Origin of the sequence: Pseudomonas oryzihabitans (assembly GCF_001518815.1) — a bacterium.
GTDB lineage: Bacteria > Pseudomonadota > Gammaproteobacteria > Pseudomonadales > Pseudomonadaceae > Chryseomonas > Chryseomonas oryzihabitans_E.
Genome location: NZ_CP013987.1, coordinates 1,596,209 through 1,611,970 on the forward strand (window position 1 = coordinate 1,596,209; position 15,762 = coordinate 1,611,970).

Consider the following 15,762-nt stretch of genomic DNA (forward strand, 5'->3'; position numbering starts at 1 on the left):
TTAAACCATTATGAAGTGCCGTGGTATCTCGCCCAGCGAAGCCACCTCGGCACGTGCGGATCCAAGGGGGAGTCGTCGTCAGCTGGACAAGGAGCTCCCATGCCTGATGCGTCTCAACGCACCGCCTCGCCCCAGGAGATCGCTCCGGCCTCACGGCTCCGTCTCAAGCCGCGTAGTCTGTTCGCCACCTTCTTTCTGGCGTTCATCCTGGTCGATGCCCTAGGCACCTTGCTGTTCACCCTGCACAGCTATCGTCAGGCCCGGGATGCCAGCAGCCAGAGCATCGATTATCGGCTGATGAGCGCCGCCCTGGCACTGCCTGAAATCCTGGGCGAAGACTATCTGGCACAGCTGCAGGACCCGGCCAAGGCGGATTCCGCACGCTACCGACGCACCTTGATCAACCTGGATCGCTATGCCCGCAAGGCCGGGCTGGCGTCGCTCTATGCCTTCGTCAAGGAAGGTTCGAATTTTCGCTTCATCATGGATTCGGCCAACGAGGAAGAAATCCGCGTTGGCTACTTTGGCGACTATCGCCAGCTCTACGATCAGGCACCGCCGGAACTCGGAGCCGTGTTTGCCGATCATCAACCTCGTTTCGCGGAATACCAGGATAATTTTGGCAGTTTCCGTTCTCTGTTCCTGGCCATTCCCGGGCAGGACGGGCAAGCAGTCGTCATAGGGGCGGACATGTTCATGGAAGGAATAGCAGCAGCGGAGCAGTCGGCTCTACTGGATTCGCTGCTGATAGGCGCAATCATCTTTGCCCTGGGGGCTCTGGTCAGTCGGATACTGGCCGGTGCGCTCAATCGCTATCTTGCCCGCCTCGGGCAGGCCACCGAGCGCATCGCCGACGGCGACTATCAATTGGGCCTCAAGGAAGGGCGCGATCCGGTCGGCCGGCTGGGGCGCGCCATGAACCAGATGGGCGCTGCCCTGGCCGCGCGCGAGCGACGCATCAGCCAGCTGGCCTTTCGCGACATGCTTACCCGCCTGCCCAACCAGGTGCGGCTGGTCCTGGAGATTCGCCAGCGTATCGAGCGCGCCGCGGCCGGGCGTTTCGCCGTTTTGCTGCTGGACGTGGCGAACTTCCGCAACATCAACGAACTGCTCGGCCAGGAGGGCGGCGACAAGATCCTGCGTCATCTGGCGCGCCGGCTAAGGGTCGCGGCGCCGGAAGAAAACGGCGTAGCGCGGATCGGTGCCGACACCTTCGTGTTGCTGCTGCCCTGGTTCGATGGCGCTTCGGCGGAGGCAGCGCTGCTGTCGCTGCGCAACCTGGTGGAGAAACCCTTCGTCAGTGGCAATCAGCGAATATCCCTGCGTATCACCTTCGGCATCGCCTGCTACCCGGAACACGGCACCAGCGCCGAAGCTTTGCTGGCCAACGCCGAGACCGCCCTGCAGGATGCGCGCCGGCGGCAGCTGCCCTTCGCCTTCCATGATCCGGACCAGGAGCGTCAGCGTCAGCTCGGCATTGCCATGCTCGATGCCCTGGACCTCGCCGTGGATCACGATCAGTTGCGGCTCTATCTGCAACCCAAGATCGCGCTGCCGGATGGCCGGGTCGAGGGCGCCGAAGTCCTGATCCGCTGGCAACATCCGGAGTTGGGCCTGCTCAAGCCGGACGCCTTCGTCGGTATCGCCGAACAGAGCCGCAAGATCTGCGACATCACGCTCTGGGTGCTGGAACGTTGCATGCGTCTGCAGCGCGAGCGGCAGCTGGGTGCCCTCAAACTCAACGTCAATCTGTCGCTGCTGGATCTCGAGCACCCGGCCTTCATCGCCCGCATCGGCCGGCTGCTGGACGAGACGGGTGCCGTAGCCGCCGGCTTCTGCCTGGAGATCACCGAGTCCCGGGCCATGAGCAATCCGGTACAGGTGCTCGACTGCCTGCGCCAGCTCAAGGCGATGGGCTTCGAACTGTCGCTGGACGATTTCGGTGCCGGTCATTCCTCGCTGGCCTGCCTGAGCAGCTTTCCCATCGACGAGCTGAAGATCGACCGGCAGTTCATCGAGCACTGCCAGTTGCCGGGTGATCAGGAGGTGATTCGCCTGCTGGTCCAGCTTGGACAGCTACGCGGCCTGCGCGTGGTGGCGGAAGGGGTGGAAACCCACCAGGCGCTGCAGGTGCTCACCGAGCTGGGTTGCGACCAGATCCAGGGCCAGTTGGTAGCTGGGGCTCTGTCACTGGAGGACTTCCAGCATTGGTACGCCGAGCAGGAGCAAGGTTACTGGGAGCTCAGGGCGTAGACGAAAGGCAAAGCCCTTCACCGAGCGGGGCGGCTGACGCGCGATCAATATCCCGGAAAGCACGAAGCCGCCTCGCGGCGGCTTCGGTAGCGGATCCTAGGGCTTAGAAGCGGTAGGTCAGCTGGGCACCCAGGCCATGGGCGCTGTTGTCGTATTTGGCGCTGTAGCCGGCCTTGGTGGCGGTGGCGGGGCGATTTATCGACACATCGTCTTCCCAGAGATAGGCATAGGCCACATCGATGGTCATGTCCTTGGTCGGGGACCAGCCTGCGCCCACCGAGAAGGTCTTGCGATCACCCACCGGGATGCGCACGTTGCGGTCGCCGTTGTCCGCCGGGGTGGGGTCGATGGCCATGCCGGCACGTAGCACCCACTGGGGATTCAGCTGATAGGCCGCGCCCACGGCGTAGGACCAGGTGTCCTTCCATTTGAGCTCTTCCGACACGGTCGCCAGGGGCGAACCTAGTCCCTGCAGATTGGGCGTACCCTCGTTCTCCACGTCGATCGACTTGAGGCGACTCCAGCGGGTCCAGGTGGCGCCAGCGTACATCGTCCAGTCGTTGTTCAGACGATAGGTGAAGGAGGCATCGCTGCTCTCTGGCAGGGTGATATTGAGGCTGGCGTCATATTTGCCATTGAGGCGGCTGACCAGGGCGTTGGTGATGGGGCTGGCCTGGCTGTTGGCGCCAGTTACCTCGGTGTTGCCCTTGAGCTTGTAGGTGACCTTGGAGTGGTAGGTCAGGCCGAAGGTCAGGTCATCGGTCAGGTCCGCCAGCAGGCCGACGTTGAAGCCGTAGGCGGTGTCATCGCCATCGATCTTGACCTGGCCATCCTGAGTGCTGCCGAAGTTGACGTTGCTGTTGAGCTTGCCTTCGATGCGGTTGATAGTCGGGCCGAAGCCGACGGACACCTTGTCGGTGATCTTGTAGCTGACGGTCGGCTGGATGGTGATGACCTCCACCTTGCTCGCCTGGCCCTGGTAGCGGCCCTGGAAGGCATGCTCATAGTTGCTGATCAGCGCATAGGGGACGTAGACACCCAGGCCGAAGTGCAGGCGGTCATCCACCGGGGTCACGAAATAGCCGAAGGGCACCACCGAATTGGGCACCATGTCGCCGTCGTTGCTGCCCTGAACTGGCTGGCCAGTGGCATAGCGGCCGCTGGCGTCCTTGATGTCGATCTTGGCGTGAATGTAGGCGCCACCCAGGGAGACCTCGCGGCCCAGGCGTGACATGCCGGCCGGGTTGCCATAGATGGTGGAGGCGTCCTGCGCGGAGGAGGAGCGTCCGGCGAAGGAGGTACCCATCCCGCTAACACTTTGTTCGTTGATAGCCAGACCGTTCGCCAGGGCATAGCCGGAAGCGCTCGAAACGGCCAATGCAAGCAGGGTCAGTTTTATTGTTTTCATGCTCTTGCAGCTCCATTGAAAGGCGAGAAGCGCTACCCCCGCGGATTCCCAAGTCCGAGTGAGTACCTGCGCACACTCTGCTTTTAGCAGGCCTCGCCCGTGAATACAAAAAAAACTATTCGGTCACGTTTGGTTCGGGGTGGTCATCAGGCGTTCATCCGACGAACCCGCCTGGAAAGCCGCTGAATGCCCTGTTCCCCAGCGATGGACATACCGCCGACGGGCACCGAAGAACACGCTCGGGTGGCTTATACTGTCGGCTCATCTGTTCGGAGTGCGCCCTTGACTTCTGCCCCTCACTGGATCCGCAACGATGCGGCGCTGGCCACCCTCTGTCAGCGGTGCCAGACCTTGCCCTTCATCGCCCTCGATACCGAATTCATGCGGGTCGACACCTTCTATCCCAAGGCCGGCCTGATTCAGATAGGCGACGGCGAACAGGCCTATCTGGTCGATCCGCTGTGCATTGGCGACTGGACCCCTTTCTCAGCCTTGCTGGAAGACGCTTCCGTCGTGAAGGTGCTGCACGCTTGCAGCGAAGACCTGGAAGTGTTGCTGCGTTTGACCGGCAGCCTGCCGCAGCCGCTGTACGACACCCAACTGGCGGCTGCCTATCTGGGTCTGGCCCATTCCATGGGTTATTCGCGGCTGGTCGCCGAAGTGCTCAAGATCGACATACCCAAGGACGAGACGCGCTCGGACTGGCTGCAACGTCCCCTGACCCCGCTGCAGGAGCGCTACGCGGCAGCCGACGTGACCTACCTGGCCGACATCTACCGGCAGCTGGATGCACGGCTGGACGACCAGCGGCGCGCCTGGCTGCTGGAAGACGGCGCCGAGCTGGTGGCCAATCTGCGGCGTATCAGCGATCCCTGGGAAGCCTACCGCGACGTCAAGCTGGCCTGGCGCCTGTCGCGCCAGCAGCTGGCGGTGCTGCGGGTGCTCTGCCACTGGCGTGAGGTGACCGCCCGAGAGCGCGACCAGCCGCGCAACCATGTCCTGCGTGAACGCTCGCTCTGGCCGCTGGCGCGTTTCCAGCCCGACGACAAGCAGGCGCTGGCGCGCATCGACGACATGCACCCGCGCACCGTGCGCCAGGATGGCGATACCTTGCTGGCGCTGATCGACGAAGGCGTGGCTACCCCGGCCGACCAATGGCCGGCGCTGCAGTCCGAGCCCTTGCCCCACGAGGCATCGCCGCTGCTCAAGGCCCTGCGCGCCATCGGCGAACGCGATGCCGAGGCCCTGGGCATGGCACCGGAACTCATGCTGCGCAAGAAGGTGCTCGAAGCCCTGCTGCGTACCGGCTGGCCCGATGGCGACTACCAACTCCCGGAGAATCTCCGCGGCTGGCGTCGCGAGCGCTTTGGCCAGGCCCTTCTCGATCACCTGCAGGCGCAGCGCACCGCGCCCCTGGAAGACACCCCATGAAGCTGTTGTGCTCTATCTACCGAAGCCCGCGCAAGCCGGAAATGTACCTCTATGTCGACAAGCTCAAGGGTCTGACCCGCGTCCCCGAGGGCCTGCTCACCGCCTTTGGCCCCCCAGCGCTGGCCTTCGAGTTCGTGCTGACCCCGGAGCGCACGCTGGCGCGGGAAGACGTCGCCAAGGTTCTCGAGAACATCGCCAAGCAGGGCTATCACCTGCAGATGCCACCGCCGGAGTTGGAGCGCGACGACTACATCGAGCACCTACCCGAAGAACTGCTGCGTCTCAACGATCCGCTATGACCGCCGTCCTGCTGCTGGAAGACGAGCCTTCAGCCTATGTGCAGGCCTGGCGCCAATTGGCGCCGGACCTGGAACTGCAGGTGCCGGCGGACCCGGCCGAGGCTTTTCGTCTGGCGGCAGCAGGGGACTACTGGTTCGGCCAGCCGGATCGCGCAGCAGCGCTGCTGCGCGAGGGCGCCAAACCGACTTGGCTGCAATCCACCTGGGCCGGCTATGCGCCGCTGCTGGCAGCGGATCTGCCTTGCGACTATCGCTTCAGTCGCGCCGTGGGGTTGTTCGGCCAGAGCATTGGCGAATACGTCCTGACCTATCTGCTGCAGCATGAGCGTCAGGTCATTGCACGCCAGCTCAGCCAGCGTGAGCAACGCTGGGATACCCGCACGCCGGGCACCTTGGCCGGGCGGCGCTTGCTGCTGGTAGGAGCCGGTGACATCGGGCAGGACATGGCGCGGTTGTTCGCCCCCTTCGGCATGACGATCACCGGCGTGGCACGCAGCCCCCGCGCCGTGCCCGGCTTTGCCCAGGTCGTGACGCTGGCGGAGCTGCGCCAGGCGGCGAGGGAGGCAGACTTCGTGGTCAACCTGCTGCCGGACAGCACCAGCACTCGCGACATCTACGATGCGGCCTTCTTCGCCGCCTTGCCCGCAGGCGCCCTGTTCATCAATGCCGGACGCGGCACCAGCGTGGTGGATGCCGCTCTGATCGCCGCGCTGCAAGGCGGTCACCTGGCCGGAGCGGTGCTGGACGTGTTCCGCCAGGAGCCGCTGCCGCAGGACCATCCCTTCTGGCAGGCACCGAACCTGCAACTCACCGCTCATGTCGCCGGGCCCACGGCGCCGGCAGCGGCCATCCGGCTATTGCTGGACAATCTCCAGCGCCTGCAACAGGGGCAGCCCCTGCGCGGCGCTGTCGATCTCGCCCTTCAACCGAAGGTATAGGGGCCGGCCACTGCCAGCTCCTCGACCTTCAGTCGCGGGCTGGGTAGCTCACGGGCCTGCAGTTGTTCCGACAGGCTGGCCTTGTCGCCCAGTTTGCCGATGGCCACCGCCAGCTCGACCTTGAACGGCGCCGGTACCCGCAACTCACGCTGGATGCCTTCGCGATCAATCCCAGCCATGCCGTGCACGTGCCAACCGGCATTGGTCGCCTGCAGCGCCAGGTAGGCCCAGGCGGCGCCGGCGTCGAAGCTGTGGCTGGGGAAGGGCACTTCCTCGCCACTGCTAGCGCGCAGCAGGGTGGTCTTCGACAGGATGATCACCAGGGCCGAGGCATGCTGCGCCCAGGAGCGGTTGAACTCGCTGATCAGCGACAGGAACAGCTCCCAGTGGGCGTCGTCGCGCCGCGCATAGAGGAAGCGCCAAGGCTGGGCATTGAAGGCCGAAGGTGCCCAGCGCGCGGCTTCGATGAAGCCGAGCAGGGTCTCTTCCTCGATGGCTGTGGGTTCGAAGGCGCGGGGCGACCAGCGCTGCACGAACTGCGGGTCGACGGGGTACTGTGGCGTACGGCTGCTGCTGGTCATGGGCTCATCACACGTGGGAAAGAAGATCCGGCACGGTAATCCGACCCGATGGAGCCGACAAGGGCGCGAACGGTGCTTGGCGCCTGGGGCGTGCGGCACTAGACTGCGCGGCCTTTCCTTTGCCCGACAATCCGCCATGGCCGCCATCACCCAGCCGTTCTGGAAGCGCAAGACCCTCGATCAGCTCGATGCCCAGGAATGGGAATCGCTGTGCGACGGCTGTGGCCTGTGCTGTCTGCAGAAACTGGAAGATGAAGACGACGGCGCCGTCTATTACACGCGTATCGCCTGCAAGCTGCTGGATCTCAAGACCTGCCAGTGCAGTCGCTATGCCGAGCGTACCCGCTTCGTGCCCGACTGCATCCAGCTCACTCCGGCCCAGGCCGACCAATTCGCCTGGCTACCACCGAGCTGTGGCTATCGCCTGGTGGCCGAAGGCAAGGACCTGCCCGAATGGCATCCGCTGGTCTGCGACGATCCCGAGGCCGTGCACAAGGCCGGCATCTCCCAATCCGGCCGCATGCTTAGCGAGACCCAGGTCGCCGAAGACGACTGGGAAGACTACCTGATCTTCCGCGCCGGCTAGCCCAGCGGCGACTCCATGTGCGAGGTGCGCTCGATAGCCCCGTAGCGATCGCCGACCGCATGGGCCCGCTCCAGTAGCACCTTGAGTTCCGCCAGATCCTGAGCGATGCGGGTACCTGGGTCGCGGCGTAGCAGGCGGGCGAACAGGTGGCCCAGGCGACCGGCTGGCGGTTCGTAGGCCATGACGGCCGTCACCTCGGTGCCACCGGGCACATCTTCGAAGCTGACCCAACCCAGGTTGTTCAGGCCGGCATATCCGCAGGAGCGCCAGCCAATCAGCCGGCCCGGGACGTCGTCGGTGACTTCGGCGTCCCACTCGAAGCGGCCCATGGGTGCCTTGACCACCCAGTGCGAATAACGGTCGTTGAGCACGTCCACGCGCTCGATATGACGCATGAAAATCGGCAGGTTGGAGAAGTCGCGCCAGAACTGATAGAGCTCATCGCGCGGCCGGGCGATCACCACCCGCCGAGTCTGGGAGGCAGCCGAACGCCATGCCAGCGAGCGACGAACGTCACGTTCGAAACGAACCTTGGTCAGGGTGCGCCGAATCGAGCAATGGCCGCGCAGGCCACGATTCAGCAGCCAGGCACCGGTGGCGCCCGTGAGCAAGCCAAGCAGGCCGCCACGCGCCAGGCCGCGACTGAGCAGCAGGCCACCGCCGGCCACGGAGGCCAGGCGTTCCACGCCTTTTATGGCGGCGGCGTCGCGAGGCGGAGGAGCGAGAGGGGGAGTGGGGGCATCTAGGTGCATGGCAGATTCTCCTTTAGCTGTGGAAAAGACCTGCCCAGAGCCCCCGCCGTTCCCTAGCCGGTCAGGCCCAGTACCCGGAATACGAAGGCGTATTCCAGGGCCACGTCGCGCAAGGCCTGGTAACGGCCACTCATGCCCCCGTGGCCGGCGCCGAATTCGGTCTTGAGCAGCAGTAGCGGCGCCTGGTCGGTGCGCAGTTCGCGCAGCCGCGCCACCCACTTGGCGGCTTCCCAATATTGCACCCGGGTGTCGTGATAACCCGCCACCGCCAGAATGGCTGGATAGGCCTGGGCCTTCACGTTTTCATAGGGGGCATAGCTGGCAATGCGGTCGCGCACCTCCGGTTCGTTCGGATCGCCCCATTCGTCGTATTCGGTTACGGTCAGCGGTAGATCCGGCTTGAGCATGGTGTTGAGTACATCGACGAAGGGCACCTCGGCGATGGCGCCAGCGTAGAGTTCGGGACGCTGGTTGAGTACCGCGCCGATCAGCAGGCCGCCCGCGCTGCCGCCGCTGATGACCACCTGTTGCGGCGTCGTCAGGCCCTGATCGAGCAGATGCTCGGTGCAGGCGATGAAATCGTCGAAGGTGTTCTGCTTGTGTTCCAGCTTGCCGCTGCGATACCAGGCCTCGCCCAGCTCGCCACCACCGCGGACATGGGCGATGGCGAAGCGCACGCCGCGATCCAGCAGACTCAGGCGCGCGTGGGAGAACCAGGGGTCGAGGCTGTGGCCATAGGCGCCATAGCCATAGAGGTACAACGGGGCGCTCTGTGGCAGATCGCGACGACCGACCAGGCTGATGGGGATGCGCGTGCCATTGGCGGCGGTGGCCCAAAGGCGGCGGCTTTCATAGGCATCGGCGTCGAAGGGGCCTTCCACCGGGACCTGCTTGAGTACCCGCTGGGCGCCGCTGGCGAGATCCAGCTCGCGGACTTCCGCCGGGCGATTGAGCGCCTCGTAGCGCAGGCGCATGACCGGGCTGTTGAATTCCAGCACGTCCATGGCATCGAGGCTGTAGACCTCGTCCGGCAGGTCGACCCGATAGGGCGCCTGGCCGTAGGGACGAACTTCCAGAATCGGCAATCCTGCCGTACGCAGGCTCAGCACCAGCGCCTGGGCGCCGAGGCTGGCATCCTCCAGCATCACCTCAGGGTCGTGGGGCACGAGCAGTTGCCAATGCGACCGCGTCGGGCTCTCTTCGGCGGCCTGATAGAGCGCGAAGTTGATGCCGTCCTGGTTGCTGCGCACATACCAGCCGTCGACGCCATGATCAGGGAAATACTCATGGCCTTCTTCGCGCGGTGCCAGGCAGACGAAGGCTTCATCCGGCCGATCCGCGTCCAGTACCCAGGCCTCGCTGGTGGTCTTGCTGTGGGACAGCAGCAACAGCTTGCGTTCCGAGCTCGAGCGATAGCAGCCCAGGAAGAAGCGGCCGTCGGTCTCGTGGAAGACCAGTTGCGGTTCGGCATCGCCCAGGTGGTAGCGATAGAGCTTGTGGGGGCGATGGGATTCATCGCGCTCGCCAAAGAACAGGGTGCGGCTGTCATTGGCCCAGGTCAGGCTGCCATCGCATTCCTCGAAGGGCAGTTCGGTCACCGCGCCGGTGGCCAGCTCCCTCACATAGAGTCGATAGGTCTCATCGCCGACCTGGTCCAGACTGTAGGCGAGTCGGGTCTGGTCCGGGCTGATGGTGAAGCGGCCGACGGAGAGAAAGCCGCCGTCGGCGATGGCATTGCCGTCGAACAGCAATTCCTCGGTCGCGGGATCAGGCGTCAGGTCGCCATCGGCCGGGCGGCGGCAGCGATAGTTGCGACCGTATTCGTCACCGGCCTGGGTACGCTGATAGTAGAGATAGTCGCTGCGGGGGACGGGTAGGGACAGATCCGTCTCGCGAATGCGCGCGCGGATCTCCTCGAACAGCTGCTCGCGCAGGGCGGCCTCGGGTGCCAGCTGGGCTTCCAGGTAGGCGTTCTCGGCCTCCAGGTGAGCCAGCACCTCGGGGGCGTCACGGCTTTCCAGCCAGACGTAGGGGTCGTCGCCAGGGGCGCGGCGGGCGGTGGGGGCTTGGGTCATGCGAGCTCCTTGGGCGCCGCGCAAAGACACGCGGGCGGGGCAAAACCGCTATCATAGGCTTCTCCTTTCCGCTATCGCCATGGATCGCAATGACCGAGCAAGAGTACCTGATCGCCTGGGCCGTCTACGGCATCGCCGCGCTGCTGTTGTTGGTGGTGTCTTTCAAGGCCACCGGCTGGCTCTGGCGCTGGCTGCGTGAACCCCTGCGCCTGGTGGTGGCGGTGCTGCTGGTGACGCCCGCCATGGTGGATGCCGAGCATGGTCTCTACGCGCCAGCGATCGCGGTGACGGTGCTGGATCTGGTGTTCAAGGTCGGCAACAGCGCCTGGTCGGCGGTCGCCAACCTGGCCGCCGCTGGCACCATCGGTGTGGTGCTCTACCTGATCTTCGTCCTGTGCCGCTGGCTCTACCGCCGCTCGCATCCGCGCTCCGCCCCGGTCGCTGCGGAAGCGCCGGCGGATGGTCCTCAGCCCGAATCGCCGGCGGCCCTGCGCGACCCGGCAGCGCCGGCTGAGCGCCGCGAACCCCGAGGCCGCAGCGAGCGCGTGGAACCGCGTCTGTAATCCAGGCTTGCGCACTCGGCGTCACCCCTGCAGCATGACCGCGAAGGGCAGCGGCTGCAGTCGCCGTTGAACCAGGCAGCCACCCGGAGGGACGGACATGTGCGAATTGCTGGGCATGAGTGCCAACGTGCCCACGGATCTGGTCTTCAGTCTCCAGGGTCTGATGCAGCGTGGCGGCCGTACCGGCCCGCACCGGGACGGCTGGGGCGTCGCCTTCTATGAGGGGAGGGGCCTGCACCTGTTCAAGGATGCCCTGCCGGGTGCCGATTCCGAGGTGGCCAAGCTGGTCCAGGGCTATCCGATCAAGAGCCATACGGTGATCGGCCATATCCGTCACGCCAACGTGGGCGCGGTCAATCTGGCCAATACCCACCCCTTCGTGCGCGAGCTGGGCGGGCGCTACTGGAGCTTCGCCCACAATGGCCAGCTGCAGGATTTCCATCCCGAGCCGCGCTTCTATCGCCCGGTGGGCGATACCGACAGTGAAGCGGCCTTTTGCAGCCTGCTGGATCAGGTCCGCGAGCGCTTTCCCGAACCGGTGCCGGTCGAGATGCTGCTGCCGCAGCTGGTGAATGCCTGCGACGGCTTTCGCAAGAAGGGTGTCTTCAACTGTCTGCTCAGCGACGGCGACTGGCTGTTCAGCTTCTGCACCACCAAGCTGGCCCATATCACCCGCCGCGCCCCCTTCGGTCCGGCCCAGTTGCGTGATGCGGAAGTCCACATCGACTTCAAGGCCGAAACCACGCCGGATGATGTCGTCACCATCATGGCCACCGAACCCCTGACCTGCGATGAGGTCTGGACCCTGCACCAGCCAGGGGAATGGCATCTCTGGTGGAATGGCGAGATCGTCACCCAAGGCCGCGTTTGAACAGGAAGCCTCCCCGCGATGCTGCGTAGTTATATTCGTCTGCTGTTGTTCACCCTGGCCTTGCTGGTGGGGGTGCAGATTCCCGGCTTCATGCTCGATTACGAGCAGCGCGTGGACGCCCATCGCCTGGAGTCCGATCAGGCCCTGGGCGGCTTCCGGCGGACCGCGCAACAATATTTCGAGGGCAGTCTCGACGGCTTGCTGGCCCACTATCAGACCAGTGAGGATCCGGTTTTTCGCAGCGATGCCGACAGCCTCGCCGTCCTGATGCGGCGCAATGCGCTCTTCAACGAAGAATGGCAGGCGCTGCAAGGCCCCTGGTACCAGCGAGCCTGGCATATCCTGGTTCGACCCAATCCGGAGCTGCGTGACGAAACCCTGCGGCAGTACCGTTATCAGGTAGTGCTCACGCCTGAGGCCATCGGCTGGGGGGTAGGGCTGGGCCTGGTGCTGGCCGTGACGGTGGAAACCCTGGCGCTTTGGCTTTCGATCCTGCTCTATCCGCGGCGTCCGGCGCGGCGTCTTGCCTAGGTCTAAAAAAATATTTCACGTTTTCAGGTGTTTAGCGGAAAAAAGGGCTTGACGCTCATCTCCCGCGCTGTAGAATGCGCACCCACAGCAGGCACGTAGCTCAGTTGGTTAGAGCACCACCTTGACATGGTGGGGGTCGTTGGTTCGAATCCAATCGTGCCTACCAAACAAAACCCGCACTGCTGGCGGGTAAGAAAAAAGGCGATCCGAAAGGGTCGCCTTTTTTCGTTTGGGTATGGGTTGGGGGAAGCGCCAGCGGTCAGCGCTTCAGGTCCGTCCTGGTGACTGGGGCTCGATGACCAGTTCGCCGTATCCGCCCTGATTCTGGCGAATCACATCCGGATCGGCATGGCGCCTGAGTGATCGGCGTGTTCCGCCGGAGAAGGGTCATGAGCCAGGCGCCTGTTGCCCGGGCCACGGGGACGGTGGGGCAGTGACCGGCGCCAGGCCAATAGCGCGGCTCGGCCATTCTGCCGTCGCCTGCTATCCAGGAGTGGCCGCCAGGTCCTCGCGGCAAGCCGCTGGCGATTCTTCATGACCTGAGTCATTCCAGCGGCGTGCTGCTGGGCCAGGGTCTTTGCCCGCCCAGGAATGCGAAGCGCTAGGCGTCTTGCTGCCGGGCGGTCATTGGCCACGTGAGGGCAACGAACGCCATCCCGCCACCCACCAGCAGCAGCGCTGCACTCAGGCTCCAGTGCTGCGCGACGAAGCCGATCGTGGCCGGACCGATGAGAATACCGGCGTAGCCGATGGTGGTGATCGCTGCAATGGCGTGGCTTGCGGGCATCCGGGTCTGCCTTCCGGCGGCACTGAAAAGCACGGGGACGATGTTGGAAGCCCCAAGGCCAACCAGCAGAAAGCCGGCGAAGGCAAAGGGCTGGGTGGGTGCCAGGACTGCCATCAGGAAGCCTGCCGCGGCGAGTAGACCGCCGCCTACGACCACTTTCAGGCCGCCTAGCGTCTTCACGATCCAGTCGCCGGTCAGGCGGCCAATGGTCATTGCCAGCGCGAATACCGTGTAACCGAAGCCGGCCTGTGCCGGGTCGACGCCATGCGCATCGATCAGGAACAGGGCGCTCCAGTCCAGGATCGCGCCTTCACCGAGAAAAATCAGAAAACAGAGCAAGCCGATGAAGGCGACGATCCCGCGCGGCAGCGTGAACAGCGGGGTATGCCCGGCCTCGTGATTGCCGTAGGGCAGCAGCCCCTTGATTGAAGCCGCGAGTAGAACGATCAGCAGCGCGCTGAACACCAGGGTCGCAACCAGCGGTTGCGTTCCAGCCCCCAGCAGAACGCTCATGCCGCCGGCGCCGACAATCCCGCCGACACTGAACAGTCCGTGGAAGCCGGACATCATGTTGCGACCGCTGTCCTTTTCGACCATCACGGCCTGAATGTTGATCGCGACGTCCAGAGCGCCAACGCTTGCCCCGAACAAGGCCAGGGCTATGGCCATGCCGAAAATCGAATTGGCGAGGGCAAGCAGAGGCAGCACCAGGGCGAGTGCCACCGAGCTGGTCGCGATCACCGCGCGGCACCCAAAGCGGCTGGCGAGGATGCCGACGATAGGCATCGCGACAATGGAGCCTAGGCCCAGGCAAAGCAGCAGAAGGCCAAGCGTTGAGTCATCGGCGCCGATCCTCGCCTTGGCAACGGGCACCAAGGGTGCCCACGCGGCCATGGCAGAGCCCGCAATGAGGAAGCCCGCTCGGGTCGCCCATTGTTCGATCACTCCCGAAGGTTGTTGGGCGGCGAGTTGCACGTGTTGCATTGGAGAAACTCCAGAAAAAGGTGGCAGTAGAGGTGATAACACTTCATACCAGTGTTAGCTGATCATGCATCATTAAGCAAGAATGCGCACAATCGTGCATGTTGTGGCTCTATGCGCAGAGCTGGACGGCCATGCCTGATTCGAGCGGGCTGGCGTCGAGGCATAGGCAGGGCCTGGTAGCTCTGCCTAGGGGGGGAGGGGAGGTGAAGGCCTGTGCGAATCTGTGGGCGGAGCGGAGCTTCAGTATGTCGACAGGCTCAGGTGCAGTAGCAAACCGACGGCTTCTCCTGCAGCGACAGCCTATGTCTGGGCACCGTCAGGTTTTGGGCGTCGGCGGTTGAGGACAGGGCTCTCTGAGGCGTTTTTTGCAGAAGGGGTATGGTTGGGTCCAGTCAGGCCTGGCAAAAAAATCCGCATCGGTGGTGGGTAATGGAAAAGGGCGATCTCAGAGGTCGCCCTTTTGTGTTTGCCCATGCTGCACGCTGTGATCGATGCGGGCTTGCTGGGCATCGGGTCGTTTAACGAGGCGACCTTACGATCGCCCCGTTTGCCCAGGTCGGGCCATCAGCTGCTTGGGGTAACGGTCTCGGTGAAGGAGCCGGCCGGTTGCAGTCCGTGCTTGTTCGCCGTGAAGTCCATGGCCGTCGACGCGTAGCGCACCTCATCCTGAGCTTGCTTGAGCGTCAGGTTGGCTTCATAGAACTTATCACTGGCCAACTGCTTGGCCGCCTGATCGACGTCGGTGGTCGTCTGCTTGAGTGGTGCCAAGGCGATGGTGGTGTCGATATCCACGCCGGCCAGTCGCAGAGTTTCCGCAGCGCCCTTGGCGTCCCCGTGTTTGAGTTTGCTATTGGCGTCGGTGACTGCCTTCACTTTCTGTGGGTTGGCCATATAACTGTCTTGCACCATGGTATCACCCCATATCGGTAGCCAGGACGTTACGGTGGTGCTGGTATCGGCTTTGCCCTGATTGTCCTTGACCTTCAAGTCACTTGCGGCTTTTTTGAGTGCAGTATTATCCGACTGCGCAAGTTTGAGTGCCTGCTGGGCATCCTTGACATGGGCCACAGCTTTCGTGGTGTGACCTTGAAACAGTTCCACGCGCGCAGCGGAGATGTCGGTGAAGGCTCTTTGGCCCTGGGTGGACAGGGCCTGAAAGCTGCCCAATTCGCTCGGCGAGGGCGCTTGAGTGGCGGCGAAGGCCGCAGACGAGCAGGCGGCTACGATGGCGACGACCAGCATGCTTTTTGCCAGTTTATTCTTGACGTTCATTTGCTGCCTCCAGCGGATATGCAATTGAAGTAAGGCTATCGCTCAGGTACCAGAACCAAGTTCTGTAGTGCCTGGAATCGATATTCCGCCGAATCGCTTAACATTGGATTAATAGCCGCGGCGTGCTTCTTGAATGAGGGCTGAACGACGTCGCACTACAAGGCTTTAAACTATTTGAGCGGGCGTGAGCGCTTTTTGCGCGCGCTTAATCAAAGCCATGTTTGATGGAAGAATGACATTCATTCGGAGCGTAGGAAATTTCGGTCTTCAAGTGGCTCTTTTATAGAGCGCCTGACCGGTGGTGTCCTGGTCAAGCTGTGACCTCTTGCCTCGGTCGTGGCGGTCCGGCTTTTCACGTAGACTGGCTGACGATTTTTCTTGGGCCGCCAGACGATTCGCCAGAGGCGAGAAGGGGGCCGGTGCAGCGAGGA

14 protein-coding genes and 1 tRNA gene are annotated in these 15,762 nt (G+C 63.8%); 9 read left to right on the forward strand and 6 right to left on the reverse strand.

Translation table 11 applies throughout. From position 1 onward, the window contains the following. Positions 1 to 99: 99 nt before the first annotated feature. Positions 100 to 2,253 carry a putative bifunctional diguanylate cyclase/phosphodiesterase gene (locus APT59_RS07165; RefSeq protein ID WP_059314227.1) on the forward strand — a complete coding sequence of 718 codons (2,154 nt, stop codon included), beginning with the start codon at positions 100 to 102 and terminating at the stop codon, positions 2,251 to 2,253. Between the two features lie 103 nt (positions 2,254 to 2,356). Here the strand turns inward: APT59_RS07165 and APT59_RS07170 are convergent, their stop codons facing one another. Beyond that, positions 2,357 to 3,661: an OmpP1/FadL family transporter gene (locus APT59_RS07170; RefSeq protein ID WP_059314228.1), complete on the reverse strand. Its 1,305-nt coding sequence runs from the start codon at positions 3,659 to 3,661 to the stop codon at positions 2,357 to 2,359. Between the two features lie 282 nt (positions 3,662 to 3,943). Between APT59_RS07170 and rnd the strand changes: the two genes are divergently transcribed. Genes rnd through APT59_RS07185 form a run of 3 tightly spaced genes read left to right on the forward strand, consistent with a single transcriptional unit; the run spans position 3,944 to position 6,329 of the window. Next, a complete protein-coding gene (gene rnd / locus APT59_RS07175) occupies positions 3,944 to 5,092 on the forward strand; it encodes a ribonuclease D (protein WP_059314229.1) in 1,149 nt (382 codons plus the stop codon). Continuing rightward, positions 5,089 to 5,391, forward strand: coding sequence for a YcgL domain-containing protein (locus tag APT59_RS07180; RefSeq protein ID WP_059314230.1), 303 nt, complete (start codon positions 5,089 to 5,091; stop codon positions 5,389 to 5,391). Before rnd ends, APT59_RS07180 begins: the two co-directional genes overlap by 4 nt. Further along, positions 5,388 to 6,329, forward strand: coding sequence for a D-2-hydroxyacid dehydrogenase (locus APT59_RS07185; protein ID WP_059314231.1), 942 nt, complete (start codon positions 5,388 to 5,390; stop codon positions 6,327 to 6,329). Before APT59_RS07180 ends, APT59_RS07185 begins: the two co-directional genes overlap by 4 nt. On the opposite strand, the gene APT59_RS07190 is transcribed toward APT59_RS07185, so the two are convergent. Continuing rightward, positions 6,314 to 6,910: a nitroreductase family protein gene (locus APT59_RS07190; RefSeq protein ID WP_059314232.1), complete on the reverse strand. Its 597-nt coding sequence runs from the start codon at positions 6,908 to 6,910 to the stop codon at positions 6,314 to 6,316. The two genes, APT59_RS07185 and APT59_RS07190, sit on opposite strands and share 16 nt — an antisense overlap. 136 nt (positions 6,911 to 7,046) lie before the next feature. On the opposite strand from APT59_RS07190, the gene APT59_RS07195 reads away from it, so the two are divergent. After that, positions 7,047 to 7,496: a YcgN family cysteine cluster protein gene (locus APT59_RS07195; RefSeq protein WP_059314233.1), complete on the forward strand. Its 450-nt coding sequence runs from the start codon at positions 7,047 to 7,049 to the stop codon at positions 7,494 to 7,496. Here the strand turns inward: APT59_RS07195 and APT59_RS07200 are convergent. Beyond that, positions 7,493 to 8,248, reverse strand: coding sequence for an SRPBCC family protein (locus APT59_RS07200; protein WP_059314234.1), 756 nt, complete (start codon positions 8,246 to 8,248; stop codon positions 7,493 to 7,495). The two genes, APT59_RS07195 and APT59_RS07200, sit on opposite strands and share 4 nt — an antisense overlap. A 53-nt stretch (positions 8,249 to 8,301) precedes the next feature. After that, complete coding sequence (locus tag APT59_RS07205) at positions 8,302 to 10,323, reverse strand: S9 family peptidase (protein ID WP_059314235.1); 2,022 nt, start codon at positions 10,321 to 10,323, stop codon at positions 8,302 to 8,304. 89 nt (positions 10,324 to 10,412) lie between these two features. Between APT59_RS07205 and APT59_RS07210 the strand changes: the two genes are divergently transcribed. The 4 genes from APT59_RS07210 (at position 10,413) to APT59_RS07225 (ending at position 12,454) form a co-directional block, all read left to right on the forward strand. After that, entirely contained in the window at positions 10,413 to 10,886 is a 474-nt protein-coding gene (locus tag APT59_RS07210; RefSeq protein ID WP_059314236.1) for a hypothetical protein, read from the forward strand. 97 nt (positions 10,887 to 10,983) lie between these two features. Continuing rightward, complete coding sequence (locus tag APT59_RS07215) at positions 10,984 to 11,757, forward strand: class II glutamine amidotransferase (protein ID WP_059314237.1); 774 nt, start codon at positions 10,984 to 10,986, stop codon at positions 11,755 to 11,757. 18 nt (positions 11,758 to 11,775) lie between these two features. Then, positions 11,776 to 12,288 carry a DUF2937 family protein gene (locus APT59_RS07220; RefSeq protein ID WP_059314238.1) on the forward strand — a complete coding sequence of 171 codons (513 nt, stop codon included), beginning with the start codon at positions 11,776 to 11,778 and terminating at the stop codon, positions 12,286 to 12,288. Positions 12,289 to 12,377: 89 nt separating this feature from the next. After that, positions 12,378 to 12,454: transfer RNA gene (locus APT59_RS07225), tRNA-Val, on the forward strand. A 435-nt stretch (positions 12,455 to 12,889) separates the two neighbouring features. Here the strand turns inward: APT59_RS07225 and APT59_RS07230 are convergent. Next, a complete protein-coding gene (locus APT59_RS07230) occupies positions 12,890 to 14,059 on the reverse strand; it encodes an MFS transporter (protein WP_059314239.1) in 1,170 nt (389 codons plus the stop codon). Between the two features lie 564 nt (positions 14,060 to 14,623). Then, complete coding sequence (locus APT59_RS07235) at positions 14,624 to 15,331, reverse strand: YfdX family protein (RefSeq protein WP_059314240.1); 708 nt, start codon at positions 15,329 to 15,331, stop codon at positions 14,624 to 14,626. Between the last annotated feature and the right edge of the window lie 431 nt (positions 15,332 to 15,762).

Excerpts from the sequence above, each read along its gene's own strand:
- APT59_RS07165 (WP_059314227.1), top strand. The coding sequence starts at position 100 with ATGCCTGATGCGTCTCAACGCACCGCCTCGCCCCAGGAGATCGCTCCG.
- APT59_RS07170 (WP_059314228.1), bottom strand. The coding sequence starts at position 3,661 with ATGAAAACAATAAAACTGACCCTGCTTGCATTGGCCGTTTCGAGCGCT.
- APT59_RS07180 (WP_059314230.1), top strand. The coding sequence starts at position 5,089 with ATGAAGCTGTTGTGCTCTATCTACCGAAGCCCGCGCAAGCCGGAAATG.
- APT59_RS07185 (WP_059314231.1), top strand. The coding sequence starts at position 5,388 with ATGACCGCCGTCCTGCTGCTGGAAGACGAGCCTTCAGCCTATGTGCAG.
- APT59_RS07190 (WP_059314232.1), bottom strand. The coding sequence starts at position 6,910 with ATGACCAGCAGCAGCCGTACGCCACAGTACCCCGTCGACCCGCAGTTC.
- APT59_RS07195 (WP_059314233.1), top strand. The coding sequence starts at position 7,047 with ATGGCCGCCATCACCCAGCCGTTCTGGAAGCGCAAGACCCTCGATCAG.
- APT59_RS07200 (WP_059314234.1), bottom strand. The coding sequence starts at position 8,248 with ATGCACCTAGATGCCCCCACTCCCCCTCTCGCTCCTCCGCCTCGCGAC.
- APT59_RS07205 (WP_059314235.1), bottom strand. The coding sequence starts at position 10,323 with ATGACCCAAGCCCCCACCGCCCGCCGCGCCCCTGGCGACGACCCCTAC.
- APT59_RS07210 (WP_059314236.1), top strand. The coding sequence starts at position 10,413 with ATGACCGAGCAAGAGTACCTGATCGCCTGGGCCGTCTACGGCATCGCC.
- APT59_RS07215 (WP_059314237.1), top strand. The coding sequence starts at position 10,984 with ATGTGCGAATTGCTGGGCATGAGTGCCAACGTGCCCACGGATCTGGTC.
- APT59_RS07220 (WP_059314238.1), top strand. The coding sequence starts at position 11,776 with ATGCTGCGTAGTTATATTCGTCTGCTGTTGTTCACCCTGGCCTTGCTG.
- APT59_RS07230 (WP_059314239.1), bottom strand. The coding sequence starts at position 14,059 with ATGCAACACGTGCAACTCGCCGCCCAACAACCTTCGGGAGTGATCGAA.
- APT59_RS07235 (WP_059314240.1), bottom strand. The coding sequence starts at position 15,331 with ATGAACGTCAAGAATAAACTGGCAAAAAGCATGCTGGTCGTCGCCATC.